The organism is Brevundimonas sp. UYEF29, from assembly GCF_040546195.1.
GTDB classification, from domain to species: Bacteria; Pseudomonadota; Alphaproteobacteria; order Caulobacterales; family Caulobacteraceae; genus Brevundimonas; species Brevundimonas huaxiensis.
The window spans coordinates 384,415-402,569 of record NZ_JBEPNH010000002.1; the positions used below are offsets into that span (position 1 = coordinate 384,415).

Annotated in this window: 15 protein-coding genes; 6 read left to right on the forward strand and 9 right to left on the reverse strand. The window is 66.7% G+C overall.

Features of this window, described 5'->3' with window-relative positions; all coding sequences use genetic code 11:
• Positions 1–118 precede the first annotated feature (118 nt).
• Positions 119–472 carry an endonuclease domain-containing protein gene (locus ABIB58_RS04900; RefSeq protein WP_039244543.1) on the reverse strand — a complete coding sequence of 118 codons (354 nt, stop codon included), beginning with the start codon at positions 470–472 and terminating at the stop codon, positions 119–121.
• Between the two features lie 209 nt (positions 473–681).
• Between ABIB58_RS04900 and ppdK the strand changes: the two genes are divergently transcribed.
• Positions 682–3,363 (forward strand): pyruvate, phosphate dikinase, encoded by a 2,682-nt coding sequence (gene ppdK / locus ABIB58_RS04905; protein WP_156146730.1) that lies wholly within the window; start codon positions 682–684, stop codon positions 3,361–3,363.
• A gap of 340 nt (positions 3,364–3,703) precedes the next feature.
• Positions 3,704–4,231, forward strand: coding sequence for a porin family protein (locus ABIB58_RS04910; protein ID WP_039244441.1), 528 nt, complete (start codon positions 3,704–3,706; stop codon positions 4,229–4,231).
• A gap of 72 nt (positions 4,232–4,303) precedes the next feature.
• On the opposite strand, the gene ABIB58_RS04915 is transcribed toward ABIB58_RS04910, so the two are convergent.
• Positions 4,304–4,573 (reverse strand): hypothetical protein, encoded by a 270-nt coding sequence (locus ABIB58_RS04915; RefSeq protein WP_017504786.1) that lies wholly within the window; start codon positions 4,571–4,573, stop codon positions 4,304–4,306.
• Positions 4,574–4,709: 136 nt separating this feature from the next.
• Here ABIB58_RS04915 and ABIB58_RS04920 point away from each other — a divergent pair, with 136 nt between their 5' ends.
• Both ABIB58_RS04920 and ABIB58_RS04925 read left to right on the forward strand, forming a co-directional pair.
• A complete protein-coding gene (locus tag ABIB58_RS04920; RefSeq protein WP_045809873.1) occupies positions 4,710–5,915 on the forward strand; it encodes a M48 family metallopeptidase in 1,206 nt (401 codons plus the stop codon).
• A gap of 41 nt (positions 5,916–5,956) precedes the next feature.
• A complete protein-coding gene (locus ABIB58_RS04925; RefSeq protein ID WP_354039390.1) occupies positions 5,957–6,418 on the forward strand; it encodes a DoxX family protein in 462 nt (153 codons plus the stop codon).
• Between the two features lie 4 nt (positions 6,419–6,422).
• Here the strand turns inward: ABIB58_RS04925 and ABIB58_RS04930 are convergent, their stop codons facing one another.
• The 5 genes from ABIB58_RS04930 to msrC form a co-directional block, all read right to left on the reverse strand.
• The gene (locus ABIB58_RS04930) at positions 6,423–7,577 is read right to left on the reverse strand and encodes a beta-ketoacyl-ACP synthase III (RefSeq protein ID WP_354039392.1); all 1,155 of its coding nucleotides are present in this window, start codon (positions 7,575–7,577) and stop codon (positions 6,423–6,425) included.
• Between the two features lie 106 nt (positions 7,578–7,683).
• A complete protein-coding gene (locus ABIB58_RS04935; protein WP_354039394.1) occupies positions 7,684–9,738 on the reverse strand; it encodes a capsule polysaccharide biogenesis protein in 2,055 nt (684 codons plus the stop codon).
• A 52-nt stretch (positions 9,739–9,790) separates the two neighbouring features.
• Positions 9,791–10,627 (reverse strand): HpcH/HpaI aldolase/citrate lyase family protein, encoded by an 837-nt coding sequence (locus ABIB58_RS04940; RefSeq protein ID WP_185225314.1) that lies wholly within the window; start codon positions 10,625–10,627, stop codon positions 9,791–9,793.
• On the reverse strand, positions 10,627–11,304 hold the full coding sequence (locus ABIB58_RS04945; RefSeq protein ID WP_185225313.1) for an SDR family NAD(P)-dependent oxidoreductase: 678 nt from the start codon (positions 11,302–11,304) through the stop codon (positions 10,627–10,629). Before ABIB58_RS04945 ends, ABIB58_RS04940 begins: the two co-directional genes overlap by 1 nt.
• 60 nt (positions 11,305–11,364) lie before the next feature.
• Complete coding sequence (msrC, locus tag ABIB58_RS04950; RefSeq protein ID WP_354039397.1) at positions 11,365–11,862, reverse strand: free L-methionine (R)-S-oxide reductase MsrC; 498 nt, start codon at positions 11,860–11,862, stop codon at positions 11,365–11,367.
• A 143-nt stretch (positions 11,863–12,005) separates the two neighbouring features.
• Here msrC and ABIB58_RS04955 point away from each other — a divergent pair, with 143 nt between their 5' ends.
• Both ABIB58_RS04955 and ABIB58_RS04960 read left to right on the forward strand, forming a co-directional pair.
• The gene (locus ABIB58_RS04955; RefSeq protein WP_185225312.1) at positions 12,006–12,503 is read left to right on the forward strand and encodes a hypothetical protein; all 498 of its coding nucleotides are present in this window, start codon (positions 12,006–12,008) and stop codon (positions 12,501–12,503) included.
• Between the two features lie 207 nt (positions 12,504–12,710).
• Positions 12,711–16,010: a S8 family serine peptidase gene (locus tag ABIB58_RS04960; protein ID WP_354039399.1), complete on the forward strand. Its 3,300-nt coding sequence runs from the start codon at positions 12,711–12,713 to the stop codon at positions 16,008–16,010.
• 62 nt (positions 16,011–16,072) lie between these two features.
• On the opposite strand, the gene ABIB58_RS04965 is transcribed toward ABIB58_RS04960, so the two are convergent.
• Entirely contained in the window at positions 16,073–16,750 is a 678-nt protein-coding gene (locus ABIB58_RS04965; protein WP_045809602.1) for a hypothetical protein, read from the reverse strand.
• Between the two features lie 271 nt (positions 16,751–17,021).
• The gene (locus tag ABIB58_RS04970; RefSeq protein WP_185225310.1) at positions 17,022–18,146 is read right to left on the reverse strand and encodes an osmoprotectant NAGGN system M42 family peptidase; all 1,125 of its coding nucleotides are present in this window, start codon (positions 18,144–18,146) and stop codon (positions 17,022–17,024) included.
• Between the last annotated feature and the right edge of the window lie 9 nt (positions 18,147–18,155).

Here is an 18,155-nt window from a genome sequence, read left to right on the forward strand (position 1 = left end):
TCCGTCTCTCCGCTGCGCTACGAGCCACCTCCCCATGGAATGGGGAGGAGACGGGACTTCGCCGCATCGTCTCCTCCCCACTTGTGGGGAGGGGGACCACAAAGTGGTGGAGGGGCTCTTAACTTCGGATTCGGTCCCTCGCCCTGTCGCCGATGAAATCGAGCACGTCACCCAGGTCCGTTCGCACCTGTTCGGCTGAGACGCGGATTACCGCAATGCCCTGGGTCGCAAGCCAGCGCGTGCGCCGGGCGTCATGTTCGCCTCGGCCTTCATGGCTTTCGCCGTCGACCTCGACGGCGAGCATCGCCTCGGCGCAATAGAAGTCGAGCACATAGACGCCCGCCGGATGCTGACGGCGGAACTTCAGCCCATCCAGCGCGCGGCGGCGCAGGTGGACCCACAGTCGGGCTTCGGGCGGGGTCAGAGCGCGGCGCAGGATGCGAGCGCGCGAGACGGAGCCTTCGTGCGTCAAGAACCCCTCCACCGCTTTGCGGTCCCCCTCCCCATTTCATGGGGAGGAGACGATGACGTCAAGGTTGTGCGCGCACGTCGCCCGGAAACCGCACATCCCCTCACGCATTGTTACATCCGCAATGGTCAAGGCCGCTCTCACGCGCTAGATCATGCTGCATGTGCGAGCGGGGCCAACCCGCCGGACGATCCGAAAAGCTCAGGGACTGCATGATGACTCAGTGGGTGTACGGCTTCGGCGGAGGCTCCGCCGACGGCGACGCGTCGATGAAGAACCTTCTCGGCGGCAAGGGCGCCAATCTGGCGGAAATGTCGTCGCTGGGTCTGCCGGTTCCTCCGGGCTTCACCGTCACCACCGAGGTCTGCACCCACTACTACGCCAACAACGAGACCTATCCGGCTGATCTGGACGCCCAGGTCCAGGCCGCCCTGGCCAAGGTCGAGGGGGTGGTCGGCAAGACCTTCGGCGATGTCGACAACCCGCTGCTGGTCTCGGTGCGGTCCGGCGCGCGCGCGTCGATGCCAGGCATGATGGACACGGTGCTGAATCTGGGTCTGAACGACCAGACGGTCGAGGGGCTGGCGAAACTGTCGGGCGACCGTCGCTTCGCCTTCGACAGCTATCGCCGCTTCATCACCATGTATTCCAACGTCGTGCTGGGCCTCAGCCACGACGATTTCGAAGAGGTGCTGGATCAGCACAAGGATCGCCTGGGCGTCACGGTCGACACCGACCTGACCGCCGCCGACTGGGAGAAGGTGGTCGCCGACTACAAGGCCGTGGTCGAGCGCGAACTGGGTCACGCCTTCCCGCAGGATCCCAATGACCAGCTGTGGGGCGCCGTGGGCGCCGTGTTCGAAAGCTGGATGAACGACCGGGCGAAATTCTATCGCCGCATGCACGACATCCCCGAAAGCTGGGGCACGGCCGTCAACGTCCAGTCGATGGTGTTCGGCAATATGGGCGAGACGTCGGCGACCGGCGTGGCCTTCACCCGCAACCCCTCGACCGGCGAGGCGCGCCTGTACGGCGAGTTCCTGATCAACGCGCAGGGCGAGGACGTGGTCGCCGGCATCCGCACGCCGCAGTCCCTGACCAAGATCGGCCGCGAGGAGATGGGCGAGACCGCCCCCTCGATGGAAGAGGCGATGCCCGAGGTGTTCGCCCAGTTCGTCGACGTCGTCGGCAAGCTGGAAAGCCACTACCGCGACATGCAGGACATCGAGTTCACGGTCGAACAGGGCCGTCTGTGGATGCTGCAGACCCGAAACGGCAAGCGCACCGCCAAGTCGGCGCTGAAGGTCGCCGTGGACCTCGCCGCCGAGGGCGTCATCTCTCAGGAAGAGGCCATCAGCCGGGTCGAGCCGTCGGCGCTGGACCAGCTGCTGCACCCGACGCTGGACCCCGATGCGGCGCGCACCGTGGTCGCCGCCGGCCTGCCGGCCTCGCCCGGCGCGGCGACGGGCAAGATCGTCTTCGACGCCGACGAGGCCGAGCGCCTGGCGGGTCTGGGCGAGGCGGTCATCCTGGTGCGTGAAGAGACCAGCCCCGAAGACATCCACGGCATGCATGCGGCGCGCGGCATCGTCACCGCCCGCGGCGGCATGACCAGCCACGCCGCCGTCGTGGCGCGCGGCATGGGCCGGGCCTGCGTCTCCGGCGCCGGCGAGATCCACATCGACGAGGCTAAGGGCGTGTTCACCGCGCGCGGCCGCACCTTCAAGGCCGGCGAGGTCATCACCATCGACGGCTCCAAGGGCGAGGTGCTGGACGGCGCCGTGCCGATGATCGAGCCCGAACTGACCGGCGACTTCCAGACCCTGATGGGCTGGGCCGACGACGTCCGCCGCCTGAAGGTCCGCGCCAACGCCGAGACCCCGCTGGACGCCAAGACTGCGCGCGGCTTCGGCGCCGAGGGCATCGGCCTGTGCCGCACCGAGCACATGTTCTTCGATGACACCCGGATCGCCGCCGTGCGCGAGATGATCCTGGCCGACGACGAGAAGGGCCGTCGCGCGGCGCTGGCCAAGATCGCGCCGTTCCAGAAGTCGGACTTCGTCGAACTGTTCGAGATCATGGCCGGCCTGCCGGTGACGGTGCGGCTGCTGGACCCGCCGCTGCACGAGTTCATTCCCCACACCGAGGAAGACATCGACGCCCTGGCCGCCTCGTCCGGCATCGACGCCGAGAAGCTGAAGCGCCGCGCCAAGGAGTTGCACGAGACCAACCCCATGCTGGGTCACCGCGGCTGCCGGCTGGGCGTCGCCTATCCCGAAATCTACGAGATGCAGGTCCGCGCCATCATCGAGGCGGCGCTGGAGGTCAAGCAGAAGTCGGGCGCCGCGCCCCTGCCGGAGATCATGCACCCGCTGGTCGCCCTGGGCCTGGAAATGAAATATCTGCGCGAGCTGACCGACCGCACGGCCAAGGCGGTGTTCGAGGAGACGGGCCAGAGCCTCGACTATCTGGTCGGCACGATGATCGAACTGCCGCGCGCCGCCATCCGTGCAGGCGACCTGGCCGAATACGCCCAGTTCTTCAGCTTCGGCACCAACGACCTGACCCAGACGACGTTCGGCATTTCGCGCGACGACTCCGGCCGGTTCCTGCAGGCCTATCTGGACAAGGGCATCTTCGAAACCGATCCCTTCGTGCGGTTGGACCAGGACGGCGTGGGCGGCCTGATCGAGATCGCCGCCGAGCGGGGGCGCAAGGTCCGGCCCGAGGTCAAGCTGGGCATCTGCGGCGAACATGGCGGCGACCCGTCGTCCATCGCCTTCTGCGAACAGGCCGGGCTGGATTACGTCTCCTGCTCGCCCTACCGCGTGCCGATCGCCCGTCTGGCGGCGGCCCAGGCCGCGCTGAACGTGGAGCGCGAGAAGGACCGATAAGCGATCCTATACCCGTCATCCTCGGGCTCGACCCGAGGACCGGCGGTCCCGGCGCTGGTGAAATAACGGCGACGCACAGTGTGTCCGACGTCCGATCCTCGGGTCGAGCCCGAGGATGACGGATAAAAAAAGGAAAGGCGGTCTCGATCGAGGCCGCCCTTTTTGCTGCGGCGCCACAAAGTCGCCAATCTTGACGGAACGCTGTATGTGTCCCGGCGTCCACAGGCATTCGTCGTGTTTTCGCGCCTCTGGAACAGATGACGCTGTGACCTATTTAAGCACTCGCTGGATGGGGCTGATGATCGGCTCGGTCATCACATCTAGGAGTTAATAAGAAACAATGCGTAACATTCTTCTCGCTGCTGTCGCCGTTTCCGCAATCGCCGCTCCGGCCTTTGCTCAAACCAATCCTGAGCCGCGTGGTTACGGCTCGTTGGGCTACACTCATCTTGAAGGCGACAATGCAACGACGGGTGCCGTCACCGGTCGTCTCGGCGTCAACCTCAACCGTTACATCGCTGTGGAAACCGAAGCCTCGGTCGGCGTGAAGCATGACGACTTCACCGTCGCCGGCGTCGATGGCGAGATCAAGCACGAGTGGGACGCCGCCGGTTACGTAGTCGGCAAGGTGCCGGTCTCTGACAAGCTGGAACTGTTCGCACGCGGCGGCTACGGCCACACCGAGCTGAAGCAGAAGTTCCCCGGCGCCAACACCGACGTGGGCGGTGACAGCTGGAACTACGGCGCCGGCGCCAACTACTACCTGGACGGCGTCAACGGCGTGCGCGCCGACTGGACCCGTCGCGACTACCGCGACAACGGTGGTGAAGCCGACGCCTATTCGGTCAGCTACATCCGTCGCTTCTGATCTGATCGATCAGTCATAACGACGAAGGCGCGCTCCGCAGGGAGCGCGCCTTTTTCGTTCAGGAGAGTGAAATCAGCCGAAGTCGCCGGCCAGGGCCCAACGCTGCGAGCCTTCGCCGAACGGGCGAACGAACCAGTCGCGATAGTATTCGAAGGTCTCGATGATCTTTTGGCGAAGATCGGGCGGATTGACCGCTTCGCCGCGCTGGCGCTTCATCGCCGCCACGCAATCGACCACCATGTTCTGATGCGCCGAGCCACCCATGCTCTTCAACACGGTGGCGATATCATGAGCCAAGCTTTCCAGGACCTGCTTGGGCGTCTTGTGAGCCATCTGGGACATCCCCTGTTCTCGACAGGAGAATGGGTGACAAAAAGTCGTGAAAGATTCAAGCGTGGCCGGGCGAGAATCATCATGGATGCGAATTAACCTGACATAACGCGGGTCGCGCGATTTGGTTCTCGCAAGGGAGAAAACCATGACGAATTTCGATCCGGCGGCCGCGACGGCCCAGTGGCTGGCGACCTTGTCGCCCCAGGAAACGGCCCGGGCCATCGCCTATACCCACGGTTCGCACTGGCTGATCCTGTGGAGCTTCCTGGTCTCGGCCCTGGTCGCCTGGATTATCGTGCGCACCGGCCTGCTGGTCGCGATCCGCAGCCGGATCGAACGTCGCCGTCGCCGGCCGATCCTGGCCAGTTTCGCCGTCGCCCTGGTCTATTCGGCCATGAGTTGGGCGCTGACGCTGCCGTGGGCGATCTATCAGGGCTGGTGGCGAGAGAAACAGTATGCGCTGACCAGCCAGGCGTTCGGCGGCTGGCTGGGCGAGGCCGTGATCGGCGCGGCCATCTCGATGGTGGCGACCTCGCTGCTGCTGGTGGCCATCTATGCCCTGATCCGGCGGGCGCGCCGGTTCTGGTGGGCCTGGGCGGCCGGTGTGACAGCGGCCTTCATCGTCATCGGTCTGGTGCTCGCGCCCCTGGTGATCGAGCCGATTTTCAACACCTATACGCCCGCACCGAACGGGCCGGTGCGCGATGCCGTCGTGACCCTGGCCAAACAGACCGGCACGCCGTCGGACAAGATCTTCATCTACGACGGCTCCAAACAGTCCGACCGCTACACCGCCAATGTCTCGGGCCTTTTCGGCACGGCGCGGGTGGCGATGAGCGACACCATGTTCAAACAGGGCGCGGATCTGGCCGAGGTGCGCGGCGTGGTCGGCCACGAGATGGGCCACTATGTCCGGGCGCACATTCTCTGGACCGTCGGCATTCTGGTCCTGTGGTCGGTGCTGGCCTTCTGGCTGACCGACCGGCTGTATCCCGTGGCGCATCGTCTTTTGAGGGCGGATCGCGTGGGCGACATCTCCGACCCTGCGGGCTTGCCGGTCCTGGCCTTGGTATTGGCCTTCCTGGGCGTGCTGGGCACGCCGGTCTTCGCCACCATGACCCGCACGATGGAGGAGGACGCCGACCACTTCTCGCTGGTTCACGCCAATGAACCGGACGGTCTGTCCAAGGCCCTGATCAAGACCGCCGAATACCGCGCCCCGTCGCCGTCGGCGATCGAAGAGTTCCTGTTCTACGATCACCCCAGCGTGGAGAACCGCATCCGCCGCGCCATGGAATGGAAGGCGACGCATCCCGCCCAAGCCGCAGCAGGGCAACCGACGCGTCGCTAGGGCATTGAAGGCTTCGCCATTCCAAGCGGAGCCTTCGCCCCATGATCGACCTTTATCGCGGCCTCGGCCTGGGCGTTCCGGCCCTGATGGACATCGCGCCCCTGATCGCGCGGGTCGTGGTCGGGGGAATGTTCTTCCTGTCCGGCTTCTACAAGCTCTTCACCCCGGCCCAGGCCGAGAAGATGAGCAAGACGATGGTCAAAGCCGGCATCGCCGCCCCTCGCCAGACCGCCAAGTTCGTGTCCGTGTGCGAGTTCGCCTTCGGCGCCCTGCTGATCATGGGTCTGTTCACCAGCTTCGCGGCCCTGGTGCTGCTGATTATCAGCCTGGTCGCCCTGGTGACCGTGGCGTCAAAGTCGGTGGAGGGGACCAGCCTCGGCTATCGCCTCTCCAGCTATTTCGATCTGCCCGAGACCCTGCTGATGGTCATTCTGATCTGGCTGATCGCCAATGGACCGGGGCTGTGGAGCCTGGACTTCGTCCTGTTCCTGCCCCGGCTTTAGGGCTTCAGGCGGCGCGCTTCCTGACGAACACCGTCCCGGCCGAATAGCCGGCGCCGAAGCTGCAGATCAACCCCGTATCGCCCGCCTCGAACCCGTCGTTGTGCAGGTGGAAGGCGATGATTGACCCGGCCGAGGAGGTGTTGGCGTATTCGTCCAGGATGATGACGTTCTCATCCGCCGAGGGTTCGCGACCCAGCACCTTCTTGCCGATCATCGTGTTCATGTTGATGTTGGCCTGGTGCAGCCAAAGCCGCTTTAGCTCATGCGGATCCAGGCCCAGTTCGCCGGCGTGATCCACGATCATGTCCGACACCATCGGCACCACGTCGCGGAAAACCTTGCGGCCCTGCTGGATGAACAGCTTGTCGTTCTGGACGCTGTCGTCGGCCTCGGGGCTGTCCAGATGCGCGGTGTCGCGCGCGTTTCGGTTCAAGAAGCCGAAGTTGTTGCGGATGTTGTTCGAGAAGGTCGTCTTCAGCCGCGTGCCCAGCACGTCCCAGCCGCCGGGTCCCGCCGTATCCGACGACTCCACGATCACCGCGGTGGCCACGTCGCCGAAGATGAAATGGCTGTCGCGATCGGTGAAGTTCAGGTGGGCCGAGCAGACCTCCGGATTGACCATCAGCACCGCCTTGACCGAGCCGCCGGCGATGAAGTCCGCCGCCGTCTTGATGCCGAAGGTCGCCGAGCTGCACGCCACATTCATGTCGAAGGCGAAGCCCTCGATGCCCAAGGCCTGCTGAACCTCGATGGCCATGGCCGGATAGGCGCGCTGCATGTTTGATGCGGCGCACAGGACGGCGCCGATTTCCGAGGCCGGCTTGCCCCACGCCTCGATCGCCTGACGCGCCGCCTTGACCGCCATCTCGGCCAGGATCGAGATTTCGTCGTTGGAGCGTTCGGCCAGGTTCGGGGCCATCCGCTCGGGGTCGATGATCCCGGCCTTGTCCAGCACGAACCGGCTCTTGATGCCCGACGCCTTCTCGATGAACTCGGGCGAGGAGTGCGACTTGGCCTCCAGTTCGCCGGCCTCGATCTGGGCGGCGTGGCGCGCGTTCCAGCCGTCGGCCCAGGTGTTGTAGCTGTCGACCAGTTCGGCGTTGGAGACCGATTGTTCGGGGGTGAAGAGGCCGGTTGAGGCGATCACTGCATTCGACACTTTGGTGTTCCTATCGCTCGGCCCGCGGGGCCTCGCTGCTTGAGGAAGTCTATCGCGCGTCCAAGAGACTCGCTGTTGAGGACAGTCCGTTTCCTATCAGAACGCGTCAATAGGACGGCGGCGGCCTGCGGTCGAGACTGGCGATGATCCCGGCGGCCCAGCGCTGCACCTGACCGCGCGGCGCCTTGGGCGTCGGCTGGTCGCGCGCGGCGATCAGCCGGTCCACCAGATCCTCGGCCTCGCAGGGCCAGCCCTCGGGCGTGACATAGAGGGGATAGGCGATCAGGGCGGCGTGGACCAGGTGATCGACGCTGGCGCGGCGGCTGCGGCGCTCGAACGTCAGCCGGTCGTCGGTCAGCCCCCATCCGGCATAGAAGGGCCGGCCATAGACCGACACCGCCTTGCCCCGCATCAGAGCCTCGAACCCGGTCAGGGAGGTCAGGGTCGCCACCCGGCGACAGGCGTTCAGACAGTCGACGATATCCAGCCCGTCGCCCACGGCATCAACCGAGGCCATGGCCCCGGCGTCCAGCCGCCCCGGCCGGTTGCCCGCCAGCACGTCGGGATGATTGCGATAGACCAGGAAGGCGTCCGGATGATCGCGCCGCGCCGCCTCCACCAGGGCTGAGTTGGTGTTTAGATCGGGCGCACAGCCCAGCAAAATCGATTTGTCGTTCTCGACCTGGCCGACGACCAGCAGGATGTCGCGATCAACGGGCCAGTCCGTCGGCGCCTGGCCCCGCAGATTGTATTTCGACAGGCCCGCATCGACCACGCGCGTACGCAGGGCGGCGGCCCGCGCCAACTGCATCGGCGACAGGTCCGAGGTCTCGATCAGGGTTTCCAGCCGCGAGGGCCGCGACGGATCATAATAGACTCCCTGATCGTCCAGGGCGACCGACAGGGCGCCGACGAAATCGGACCCCAGGCCCCGGGAACGGATGAAGCCGTCCTCCATCCGCACGGTCGGGCCGCTAAAAGCCGCCGCCGCCTGACGCGTCGCCTCGCTCTCCTTGCCCGCCCACCAGATCAGCCGCCCATCGGTCGCCTTGGCGTGGGCGGCGGCGCGCGACGGCGACATGAAATAGCGCATCGACGCCTTGGGCGAGTTCAGCAGGCGACGCACCGGCGGGCGTTTGGCCGGCGCAAACCCCACCGCCGACCACGAACCCGCCAGTCGGTCGGCCCGGTCGCGCAGGGCGATCAGCCGCTCCAGCGCCTGCTCGGCCTCGCACCTGTCGCCCGTCACCGGATCGACATAGCGGCTGTAGGCGATCAGGGCGGCGGCGGCGACCTGTTCGATCGACCGCGCGATGCCGCGCCGCCCCGTCTCGACCGCATCGGTCGTCAGACCCCAGCCGGAATAGAAGGGCGCCCCGAAACACCGCACCGGCAGCCCTCGCAACAGGGCTTCGAACCCCAGCGCCGAGGTGACGCAATAGACCGCATCCACCGCCGCCAGCAGGTCGGCGGGCCGCACATCCGTATCGACCAGGGTGACGCCCTTCAGGTCCGTCACGCAGCCGCGCTTTTTCCCCGCCGCCACGGCCGGATGGCGTTTGATGATCAACTGGGCGTCCGGTTCGTCGCGCCGGGCGGCGGCGATCATGTCGTCAAAGCTCTGAGCCGTGGCGAGCCCACAGGCGATGGAGGCGTCGCCGAACGTCTGGTCCACAATCAGCACGCGCCGACCGGGCTTCAGCAGGCCCGGATCCAGCGGCCCGCCCATATTGGTCTTGGACACGCCCGACGCCACGATCCGGTCGATCAGTCCTCGCGCCCGCGCCGTCAGGGCCGCGTCGCACCAGTCGCCGGCCGTCTGGATCAGATGCTCCAGCCGGCTCGGCCGCGTCGCATCGTAATAGACGCCCAGATCGTCGACGATCAGGCTCAGGCTCGTCGCCCCCGCCTCGCCGATCCCGACCGAGCGTAGGAAGCCGTCCTCCAGCGCCACATAGGGCCGCCCGGTCTTCTCGGCCCACTGTCGCCCCGCCGCCGCCGTCGGCTTCATCCCCCAGCCCAGCACGGCCTGAACTTCGTCCCCCGGCAGGCGACGCAGGTCGTAGTCGGCCAGAAACACGTCGAGGAAAGGCACCTTCAGCACGCCGGGCGCACAGACCCAGGCCGGAATTTTCGAAGGCGTGTCGGAGGGTAGGGGCAAGGCGGGTCCGCTGTGGTTCGCCGCGAGCTTTACGGCGGTTGCATCGACGCGACTAGGCCCGATCCGCCCGCGCCAGCAAGGCCTTGGCCTGCTCCAGATGCAGCCGTTCGACCATCGCCCCGTTCACGCGGATCGCGCCTCGCCGCTCGGCGTCTGGGGCGTCGAAGGCGGCGATGATCGCTTGCGCATCAGCGATTTCGGCTTCGGACGGCGAGAAGGCGGCGTTGGCGGTCGCGATCTGCGACGGGTGGATCAGGCTCTTGCCGTCGAACCCATACAGTCGCCCCTGCAATGCCTCGGCCGCCAGGCCTTCGGCATCCTCGATCCGGTTGAACACCCCGTCGATGGCCAGCAAGCCATTGGCGCGCGCGGCGGCGACCAGCATGGCCAGCCACGGCTTGAACGGCTCGCGATCCGGCGACGCCCTGGTCCCCAGCGCCTTGGCCAGGTCGTTGACCCCCAGCATCAGCCCGTCCAGCGCCCCGTCCGCCGTCGCGATATCGGCTAGGGCCATCAAGGCGCGCGGCGTTTCGATCATGGCCCACAGGGCGCAACCCTTGGCCAGGCCGGCGGACAGGGCGTGCACGGCCTCGGGTGTCTCCACCTTGGGCGCGACGACCAGCGTGGCCCCCGCCGCCTTCATCGCCGTCAGGTCGTCCAGCCCCCAGTCGGTGTCCAGCCCATTGATCCGCACGCCCAGGCGCGGCCCGAACCCGCCACCCCGAACCGCCGCGACGGCGGCGTCACGCGCGTCGGCCTTGGCCTCGGGCGCCACGGCGTCTTCCAGATCCAGCACGGCGACATCGCAATCCAGCGTCCGCGCCTTCTCGATCGCCCGCGCATTGGAGGCGGGCAGATAAAGGACGCTGCGGACCCGGTCGTTGCGCATCAAACGCGGCCCGTCACGGGCACCAGGGCGCCGGTCATGGCCCGGCTTTCGGGCGAGGCCAGGAACAGGATCACCGCGGCCAGATCGGCCGGCGCGACCCAGGCCGCCGGGTCGGCGTCGGGCATGTCCTTGCGGTTCGTCGGCGTGTCGATGATCGACGGCAGGACGGCGTTGACCGTCACCTTTGTCGTCTTCAACTCCTCCGCCAACGCCTGGGTCAGGGCGTGGACCCCGGCCTTGGCCGCCCCATAGGCCCCCATGCCGGCCCCGGCCTTCAACGCGGCGGCCGAGCCGACGTTGACGATCCGACCCTCGGGCGAGGCCTTCAGCGCATCCAGCGCCGCGCGGCTGGCGTTGACGGCGGTCGCGACGTTCAGCGCGTGCATCCGGTCCCACGCCGGTTCCGCATCGTCGGTCGTCTGCCAGACGAAGCCGCCGGCGATGTTCAGCAGGGCGTCCAGCCGTCCGAACCGCGCGATCACGGCGTCGACGGCCTTCTGCGCCTGGCCGGCGTCCGTCAGGTCGACCCCGCCGACCTCCAGTACGCCTTCAGGGACGGCATGGCCCGAGGCGTGGTCGATCACCGCGACCTGCCAACCGGCTTTCAGCGCCGCCTCCAGCACCGCCCGGCCTAGGACGCCGTGTCCGCCCGTGATTGCGATTGTTCGCTGCGTCATCCGATCCTCCATGTCGCCGGGGACCATAGAGCCGGCTGCGGCCGGATCAACCGGCCCCGATCAAGCGTCGGCGAACACCTTCGCCATCAACCGCTCCAGCGCCTCCTGATCGTCCGTATCGAAGGCGGCCGGCGTCGTCGCATCCACGTCGAACACCGCGATCAGCGCGCCCGAGGCGTCGCGCACGGGCACCACGATCTCGCTGGCCGAACGGCTGTCGCAGGCGATGTGGCCGGGGAAGGCGTGCACGTCCTCGACCAGCTGCGTCTGGCCCGTCGCCGCCGCCGCCCCGCACACTCCGCGCCCGAACGCGATACGCAGGCACCCCAGCGTGCCCTGGTAGGGCCCGACCACCAGTTCGTCCGCCTCGTCCGGCGCGACGACATAGAAGCCGGTCCAGAAATAGTGCTCGAACGCATCGGCCAGCATTGACGCCACCGTCGCCATTCGCGCCGTCACATTCGGCTCGCCGTCCAGCACGGCCAGGACTTCCGCCTCGACCTCCAGATAGCGCGCCGCCTTGTCGGCGGGACGATCGTTGCGGGCGACATAGGCCATGGAAAACCTCCGGAGCGGGACAGGCTGGCGATATAGGCGAGCGGCCGGCCGAAGGGGAGGGGCGCCGTCATTCGCCGCCGCTTGGCCGGGAACGCTTGCATGCGCCCCCGTGTTGGCGCTGGGAGACAACGACGGAGGCTCGCGTGACATCCGCCCCTTCACGATCGCTCAGCCTGATCGCCGCCCTGATGCTGTCGGCCGCCGCGGCCGCCTGCGGTCAGGACGCCGGCGCGCCTGGGCCCGCTGACGCGACGCAGACCCTCGCGCCGTCCGCGCCAGAGCCGATGGCGCCGCCTCCGGAACCGGCGAAGGCCGGCGCAAGCCCCGCCGCTTCGTCATCAGAACCCACGACCCCCACGGCCTCGCGCAAGTCCTGTTATCTTTCGGTCGATGGCAAGGTTCTGCTCGACGAGCCGTGCCTCGTCTATCCGTTCGGCGACGGCGGCTATACGATGAACGCCTGGTCCGAGGGCAAGCCCAAGAACTCCCATTTCGCCGTCGTCGTCCTGATGGCCGACGGCACGGCCGACGCCACCTGGAACGCCGACCCCGACGACGACAAGGCCGGCGATCGCTTGGGGACCGTGCGCCTAGACGGCGACTGCTGGATCAACGACCGCGCGCGCATCTGCGTGCGGTAATCACGCGCCACGCCACCTGCCAAAGGCGCGCACGGCGCCTCAAGCTTGAGCGCAAGAGATTGGTTTATCCCAAACAATCCGGCTGGGACGAAACGTCCCAAGGCTAAAATGTGGTTGACGACAACGCGAAACACCTTCGATTTGTGCGTCGGAGTTGCGTCGCGGGGGCGCAGTAGAGTCGTCGGCCGCAGGCCGCAGGGGTAGGTTTTGAGTTTCAGTTTTAAGGGCGGTCTGCTGGCCGCAGCGGCGGGCGTCGCGATCATGGTGGGCACGACGGCGGCGGCGCAGACCGCTCCGGCGCCCACGGCCCCGGCCGGCGGCTTCTACATTGCCAACGGCACGCGCACGACGAACTATCAGACGGCCATCGCGTCCTGGCGCGCGGACAGCCAGTTCGCGGTCGATTATTCCAAGGGCTTCCTGGGGCTGGAACACGCCTACGCCATGGGCCTGAGCGGGCGCGGACAGACCGTGGGGGTCAATGACGCCGGCGTTTACATGGCCCACCCCCTGTTCGGATCGGCCGGCAAAGTGACAGGCCTGCGCAGCCAGGCGGTCGCCGGCTATGGCAACGACGGCATGATCAATCCGCGTCGCCAGTGGGAAGGTCACGGCACCCACGTGTCCGGCACCATCGCCGGCGATCGCGTGGCGGGCCAGCCGATGTTCGGCAACGCCTTCAACGCCAAGCTTTACGCCGCCACCGCCAACTTCTCGGCCGGCGACTTCCTTTGGTACAAGGACGCGATAATCGACGGAAAGATCGTCGCCACCCAGAACCAGAACATCGTCGACCTGGCCAATACCGGCCAGGTGCGCATCATCAACAACAGCTGGGGCAGCGGCAACTCCCTGCCGTTCAACGCCTCGCTGCCGACCGTGCTGGCGTCGTTCAATCGCAACTACGGCGACTTCTACAAACCGGTTTTGGACAAGGACGTTCTGGTCGTCTTCTCGGCCGGCAACGGCTATGGCGTCCACGCCGGGATCGATGCGGCCGCACCGCTGAATGATCCGCGCCTGCGCTCCAACTGGCTGTCGGTCGCCAACTATTCCAGCTTCACCGCCGCCGACCCCTCGACCAGCTTCTGCGGTCAGACGGCGACCTGGTGCGTCGCTGGACCGGGTTCGGCCGTCGTCTCGTCGGTGCCCGCTTATACGATGGACCGGGCGGGCATCCTGGCCCTCTATCCGCGCGCCAACTACGCCAGCCTGTATTCCGCAACTACGGTTACCGCCCTTCAAACCGCGTCGGTGAACCAGTTCATCGGCGTTCTAAACGCCTATTTGGCCGCTCGCGCCGCTGGTGGCCCGACCTACAATGAAGACGCATGGCGCCGCGAAGTCGGACGTCAGGCGGCTGCCATCACCTTGGTTTCGGGGGCGCGGCTGGGTGATCCGGACGGCTTCACCTCCGTTCTGGCAGGGCTACTGACCTCGACCAACAACATGGCGCTGCTGACCCCGGCCTTCTCGGGCGCGGTTTTGCAGTACGCCAATGACGAGCTTCAGCGCGTGCTGAACCAGTACATCAAATATACGGGCGGCGGTTATGCGGCCTACACCGGCACGTCGATGGCGGCGCCAAACATCTCGGGCTTCGCGGCCCTGCTGATGGAAAACTTCCCCGAATATTCGACGGCGCTGATCTCGGACATTCTGGTGTCCAGCTCCAAGGATCTGGACGCGCCGGGTGTCGATCTGCGCTCGGGGTGGGGCGCGCCGCAGATGGACGTGGCCCTTCGCGGACCGACGGCGTTGCGCGACACCCGCGACGTCACCGTCGCCGTGGGCACAGTCGATATCTGGAGCAACAACATCGGCGATGCGCGCGACCGCTATTCGGCCGAGGTCAAGGCCAACTTCGGCAATGACATCGGCGGTCTGGTCAAGAAGGGCGGCGGTCAGCTGATCATGACGGGCGCCAACGACTACAGCGGCCCGACCCGGGTCGAGGGCGGCCTTCTGACGGTCAACGGCAGCCTGCTGCGATCCAGCGCCACCGTCGGCGGCGTCGGCATGATCGGCGGCACCGGTCGTCTGGCGAACCTGACAGCGGAAAGCGGCGGCGTGGTGTCGCCCGGCGACGGCGTCAATCCGTTCGGAACCCTGACGGTCGCCGGCAACCTGAATTTCAAGCCGGGCTCCTTCCTGTGGATCCGCTCCAGCGTGAACGGCGCGGCCTATTCTCGCCTGAACGTGGGCGGCACGACCAAGATCGACGGCGGCCAGGTCATCCTGAAGGCCGACAATGGTGAATGGAATCTGCGCACGCGGATGAACATCATCAACTCGACAGGCGCGGTGACGGGCACGTTCAGCGGCGCCCAGAGCGATCTGGCCTTCCTGGCCCCGGTGCTGACCTATTCGACCAACGGCGTGGTCCTGACGGTCCGGCGCAACGATGTGACCGTGGCTTCGCTGGGTCGGACGGACAACCAGCAGTCGGTCGGCGGCGCGCTTGACGTCATGATCAACAACACCGCGACCGGGACCAACCACGATCTGTCGCTTGAAAACGCCCTGCTGGACGCCAGCGTGCCTGCGGTTCAGGGCGCGCTCAGCGGCCTGACGGGCGAGGTCCACGCCACCCTGGGCGGCCTGGCCGTTTCGGACACCCGCGTCATCCGCGACGCCATGTCCGAGCGCGGACGCAGCCAGGGCGCGGCCACCTACGTCGGCAACGGCGTGTCGGTCTGGGGCAGCGGCGTCTTCGGCAACGGCCAGGGCTCGGCGCGTGACGGCCTCGCGGGCTTCCGCAACGAAGCCTCCGGCTATCTGGTCGGGGCCGAAAAGGCGCTGGCGAACGACGTCCATGTCGGCGTGGCGCTGGGTGAAACCCGCTCGGAACTGCGCTCGCCGCGTCTCAGCTCGACCGGCCGGGTCACCAGCGAGCAGATCGGCGTGTATGGCGGCGCCGGCGTCGGCGACTTCCAGATCCGCGTCGGCGGATCGTGGGCCAGCGCCGATGTCCGCACGGATCGCACGGCCCAACTGAACGCCTTCACCAACGCCCTGGTCGGCGACTACGACGGCGACGTCTGGCAGGCCTATGGCGAGGTGGCGTGGAGCCGCGCTGTCGGCGGCACGATGTTCGAGCCCTACGCCGGCTACAGCCACGTCGAATACGACGCCGACGTTGTTGAGACGGGCGGCGACGCCGCGCTGTCGGGCAATGTGAAGCAAAAGGCCGATCTGTTGACCGCCGGCTTCCGCACCCGCACCGTGCTGGCGGGCGGCGAGGGGCGTGCGCGTCTGTCGGCCGTGACCCACCTGGCCTACACCCATGACCTGAACGGTGACGGGCCGGTCTTCGACGCCGCCTTCGCCGACGGCCCGCGCTTCCTGATCGACGGAGCCAATCCTGGCGACGACGTCATCTCGGGCGGTCTGGGCTTCAACATCCAGGCGACCGAACGCACCGCGATCGAGCTGGGCTATACCGGCCTGTATAAGGACGAGTATCGCGACAACCGCATCTATGGTCGGTTCAGCGTCAAGTTCTGATCTGAAGTCAGGATAAGACGGCGGCGGCCCCGATCTTCGATCGGGGCCGTTGTTGTTTGCGCCTAGTTGGTCTGGGCGGACAGGGCGTCGTTGTCCTGGGTGAACGGTCGATCCCGCTCGGCCGTGCGGTTTTCGATCCAGACACCCCGGCGCCCCGTCACCCGCTCGACCGCCTCCACCGCGCTGCGAATAAAGACGGCCGGGCTTTCCGCTTCATTGGAGCGTCGAACGGGTATCGCCGGATCGCCCTCCAGCAGGGTCGAGGCATAGACGTTCAACTGATGCCCCCGGCGCCGTCCATCGCGATACGGAAACAGGCACAGGGTGTAGTGCTGCTCGATCCGCGCCTGCACACGCTGAACCGCCTCCGCGCGCCAGCTCGCGCTCGTGCACATCACCGTTCGCGGCGCGCTCAACCAACCGGCGGGGGCGCGTGTCGCCGGCCCTTGCAAGCCAAAGGCGCTCTGCGCTGTCGGATCGACCAGGGTGAAGCGGCCAGCCGACCGCGGCGCATCGGCCATGTTTAGCTGACGATAGGTCGCTTGCATCGGCAGACGATCGAGATGGCGCTGCAGGGCTTGCGCGATTTCACGACCGCTGCGCGACGTCTGGAAATCCACGATCGCATAGGCTTGATCTATGCTTTGCCGATCCGTCCGCACGGACTGAGCCGCAGCGCAGGACGCCTGACCCAGCGCAATCAGCGCCACAAGCGCCGCAGACCGTCGAGAGATCGCCATAGGCCATCACGTTCACGACCGACTGATCTGTCAAGGCGTGCCTCGATATGGGTTTCGGGACCACTTGAAACCGGATCGAGCGCTGAACGAATTTGCACAGACTTTCTGCGACCAAAACTCCGCTGATCACCGGACAATGCCTCAACCGGTTTTGGATCTGGGTCGGCTGTAGTGCGGCGCGGCGCCAAGAGAGGGAACGACTCGAAGGCTGCCTCAGTCTGACATGCATTGGCTGAGTTTAGGCGGCTAGGCGAATGCGATCCCCTACGCGCTAACCCACCTCGTCGCCGACAGGCTGGTGGGTGAAGCCCTTTGTCCCGCTCAAGGACTTGGCGTCACGGCTGATTTCGACGTCGCTTTCGGCATAGGCGATCAGCAGGCGCGACAGGTCTTCCAGCGCGCTTTCGTGAATGCGTTCATAGCCGTGGCTGGCGTCGATGCCGAAGGTGACCAGGGCGGTCCGGATGTCGGCGCCGGCTTCCAGAGCCGAAGCCGAGTCCGAGCGATAGTATCGGAAGACGTCCTTCTGGTGCGGGATGTCGTGGTCGCGGGCCAGTTGAACCAATTTGCGTGACAGGTGCCAGTCGAAGGGGCCGGTCTGGTCGGCCATGGCGATGGTGACGCCGAACTCCGACGAGTTCTGGCCAGGTGCGGTCGTGCCGTTGTCGACCGTCACCATGGCGGCGACATCCGGGATCAGCACGGACGAGGCGCCCAGCCCGACCTCCTCGGCGATCGTGAACAGCCACCAGGTATCGACCGTCGGCGTGCGATCTTCGCGGATCATGCATTCCAGCGCGGCCAAAAGGGTGGCGACGCCCGCCTTGTCGTCCAGATGGCGCGAGACGACGAAGCCGGTATCGATGAACTCGGGCTGCGGATCGATGGCGACGATGTCGCCGACATCCACGCCCAGGGCCAGGGTGTCTTCGCGGCCGTGGGTCACGGCGTCGATGCGCAGTTCGACCTGGGCCCAGTTCACCGGCTGGGTGTCGACCTCTTCGTTGAAAGTATGGCCCGACGCCTTCAACGGCAGGATGGTGCCGCGATAGGCGCCGCCCTCGGAGAAGATCGTCGCCCGCGCGCCCTCGGCGAAACGCGACGACCAGTGACCGATCGCGACCAGTTCCAGTCGGCCGTTCGCCTTCACCTGTTTGACCTGCGCGCCCAGGGTGTCGACGTGGGCGACGATGGCGCGCGCCGGTTTTGGCGTCCGGCCCGGCAGGCGTGCGCGAAGGGCGCCGCGGCGGGTCATCTCATAGTCGAGGCCCAGCCGCTCGAGTTCTCGGCACAAGTGCCAGACGGCCTCGTCCGTATAGCCGGTCGGGCTGGGGGTGTTCAGCAGGTCGGCCAAGCGGGCCTTCAGGTAGTCGAGGTCTATCGCGGGGCGGGCCAAGGGGCCTCC

Coding starts and splice junctions, on each gene's coding strand:
- ppdK (WP_156146730.1), top strand. CDS start 682: ATGATGACTCAGTGGGTGTACGGCTTCGGCGGAGGCTCCGCCGACGGC.
- ABIB58_RS04910 (WP_039244441.1), top strand. CDS start 3,704: ATGCGTAACATTCTTCTCGCTGCTGTCGCCGTTTCCGCAATCGCCGCT.
- ABIB58_RS04915 (WP_017504786.1), bottom strand. CDS start 4,573: ATGTCCCAGATGGCTCACAAGACGCCCAAGCAGGTCCTGGAAAGCTTG.
- ABIB58_RS04920 (WP_045809873.1), top strand. CDS start 4,710: ATGACGAATTTCGATCCGGCGGCCGCGACGGCCCAGTGGCTGGCGACC.
- ABIB58_RS04925 (WP_354039390.1), top strand. CDS start 5,957: ATGATCGACCTTTATCGCGGCCTCGGCCTGGGCGTTCCGGCCCTGATG.
- ABIB58_RS04940 (WP_185225314.1), bottom strand. CDS start 10,627: ATGCGCAACGACCGGGTCCGCAGCGTCCTTTATCTGCCCGCCTCCAAT.
- ABIB58_RS04945 (WP_185225313.1), bottom strand. CDS start 11,304: ATGACGCAGCGAACAATCGCAATCACGGGCGGACACGGCGTCCTAGGC.
- msrC (WP_354039397.1), bottom strand. CDS start 11,862: ATGGCCTATGTCGCCCGCAACGATCGTCCCGCCGACAAGGCGGCGCGC.
- ABIB58_RS04965 (WP_045809602.1), bottom strand. CDS start 16,750: ATGGCGATCTCTCGACGGTCTGCGGCGCTTGTGGCGCTGATTGCGCTG.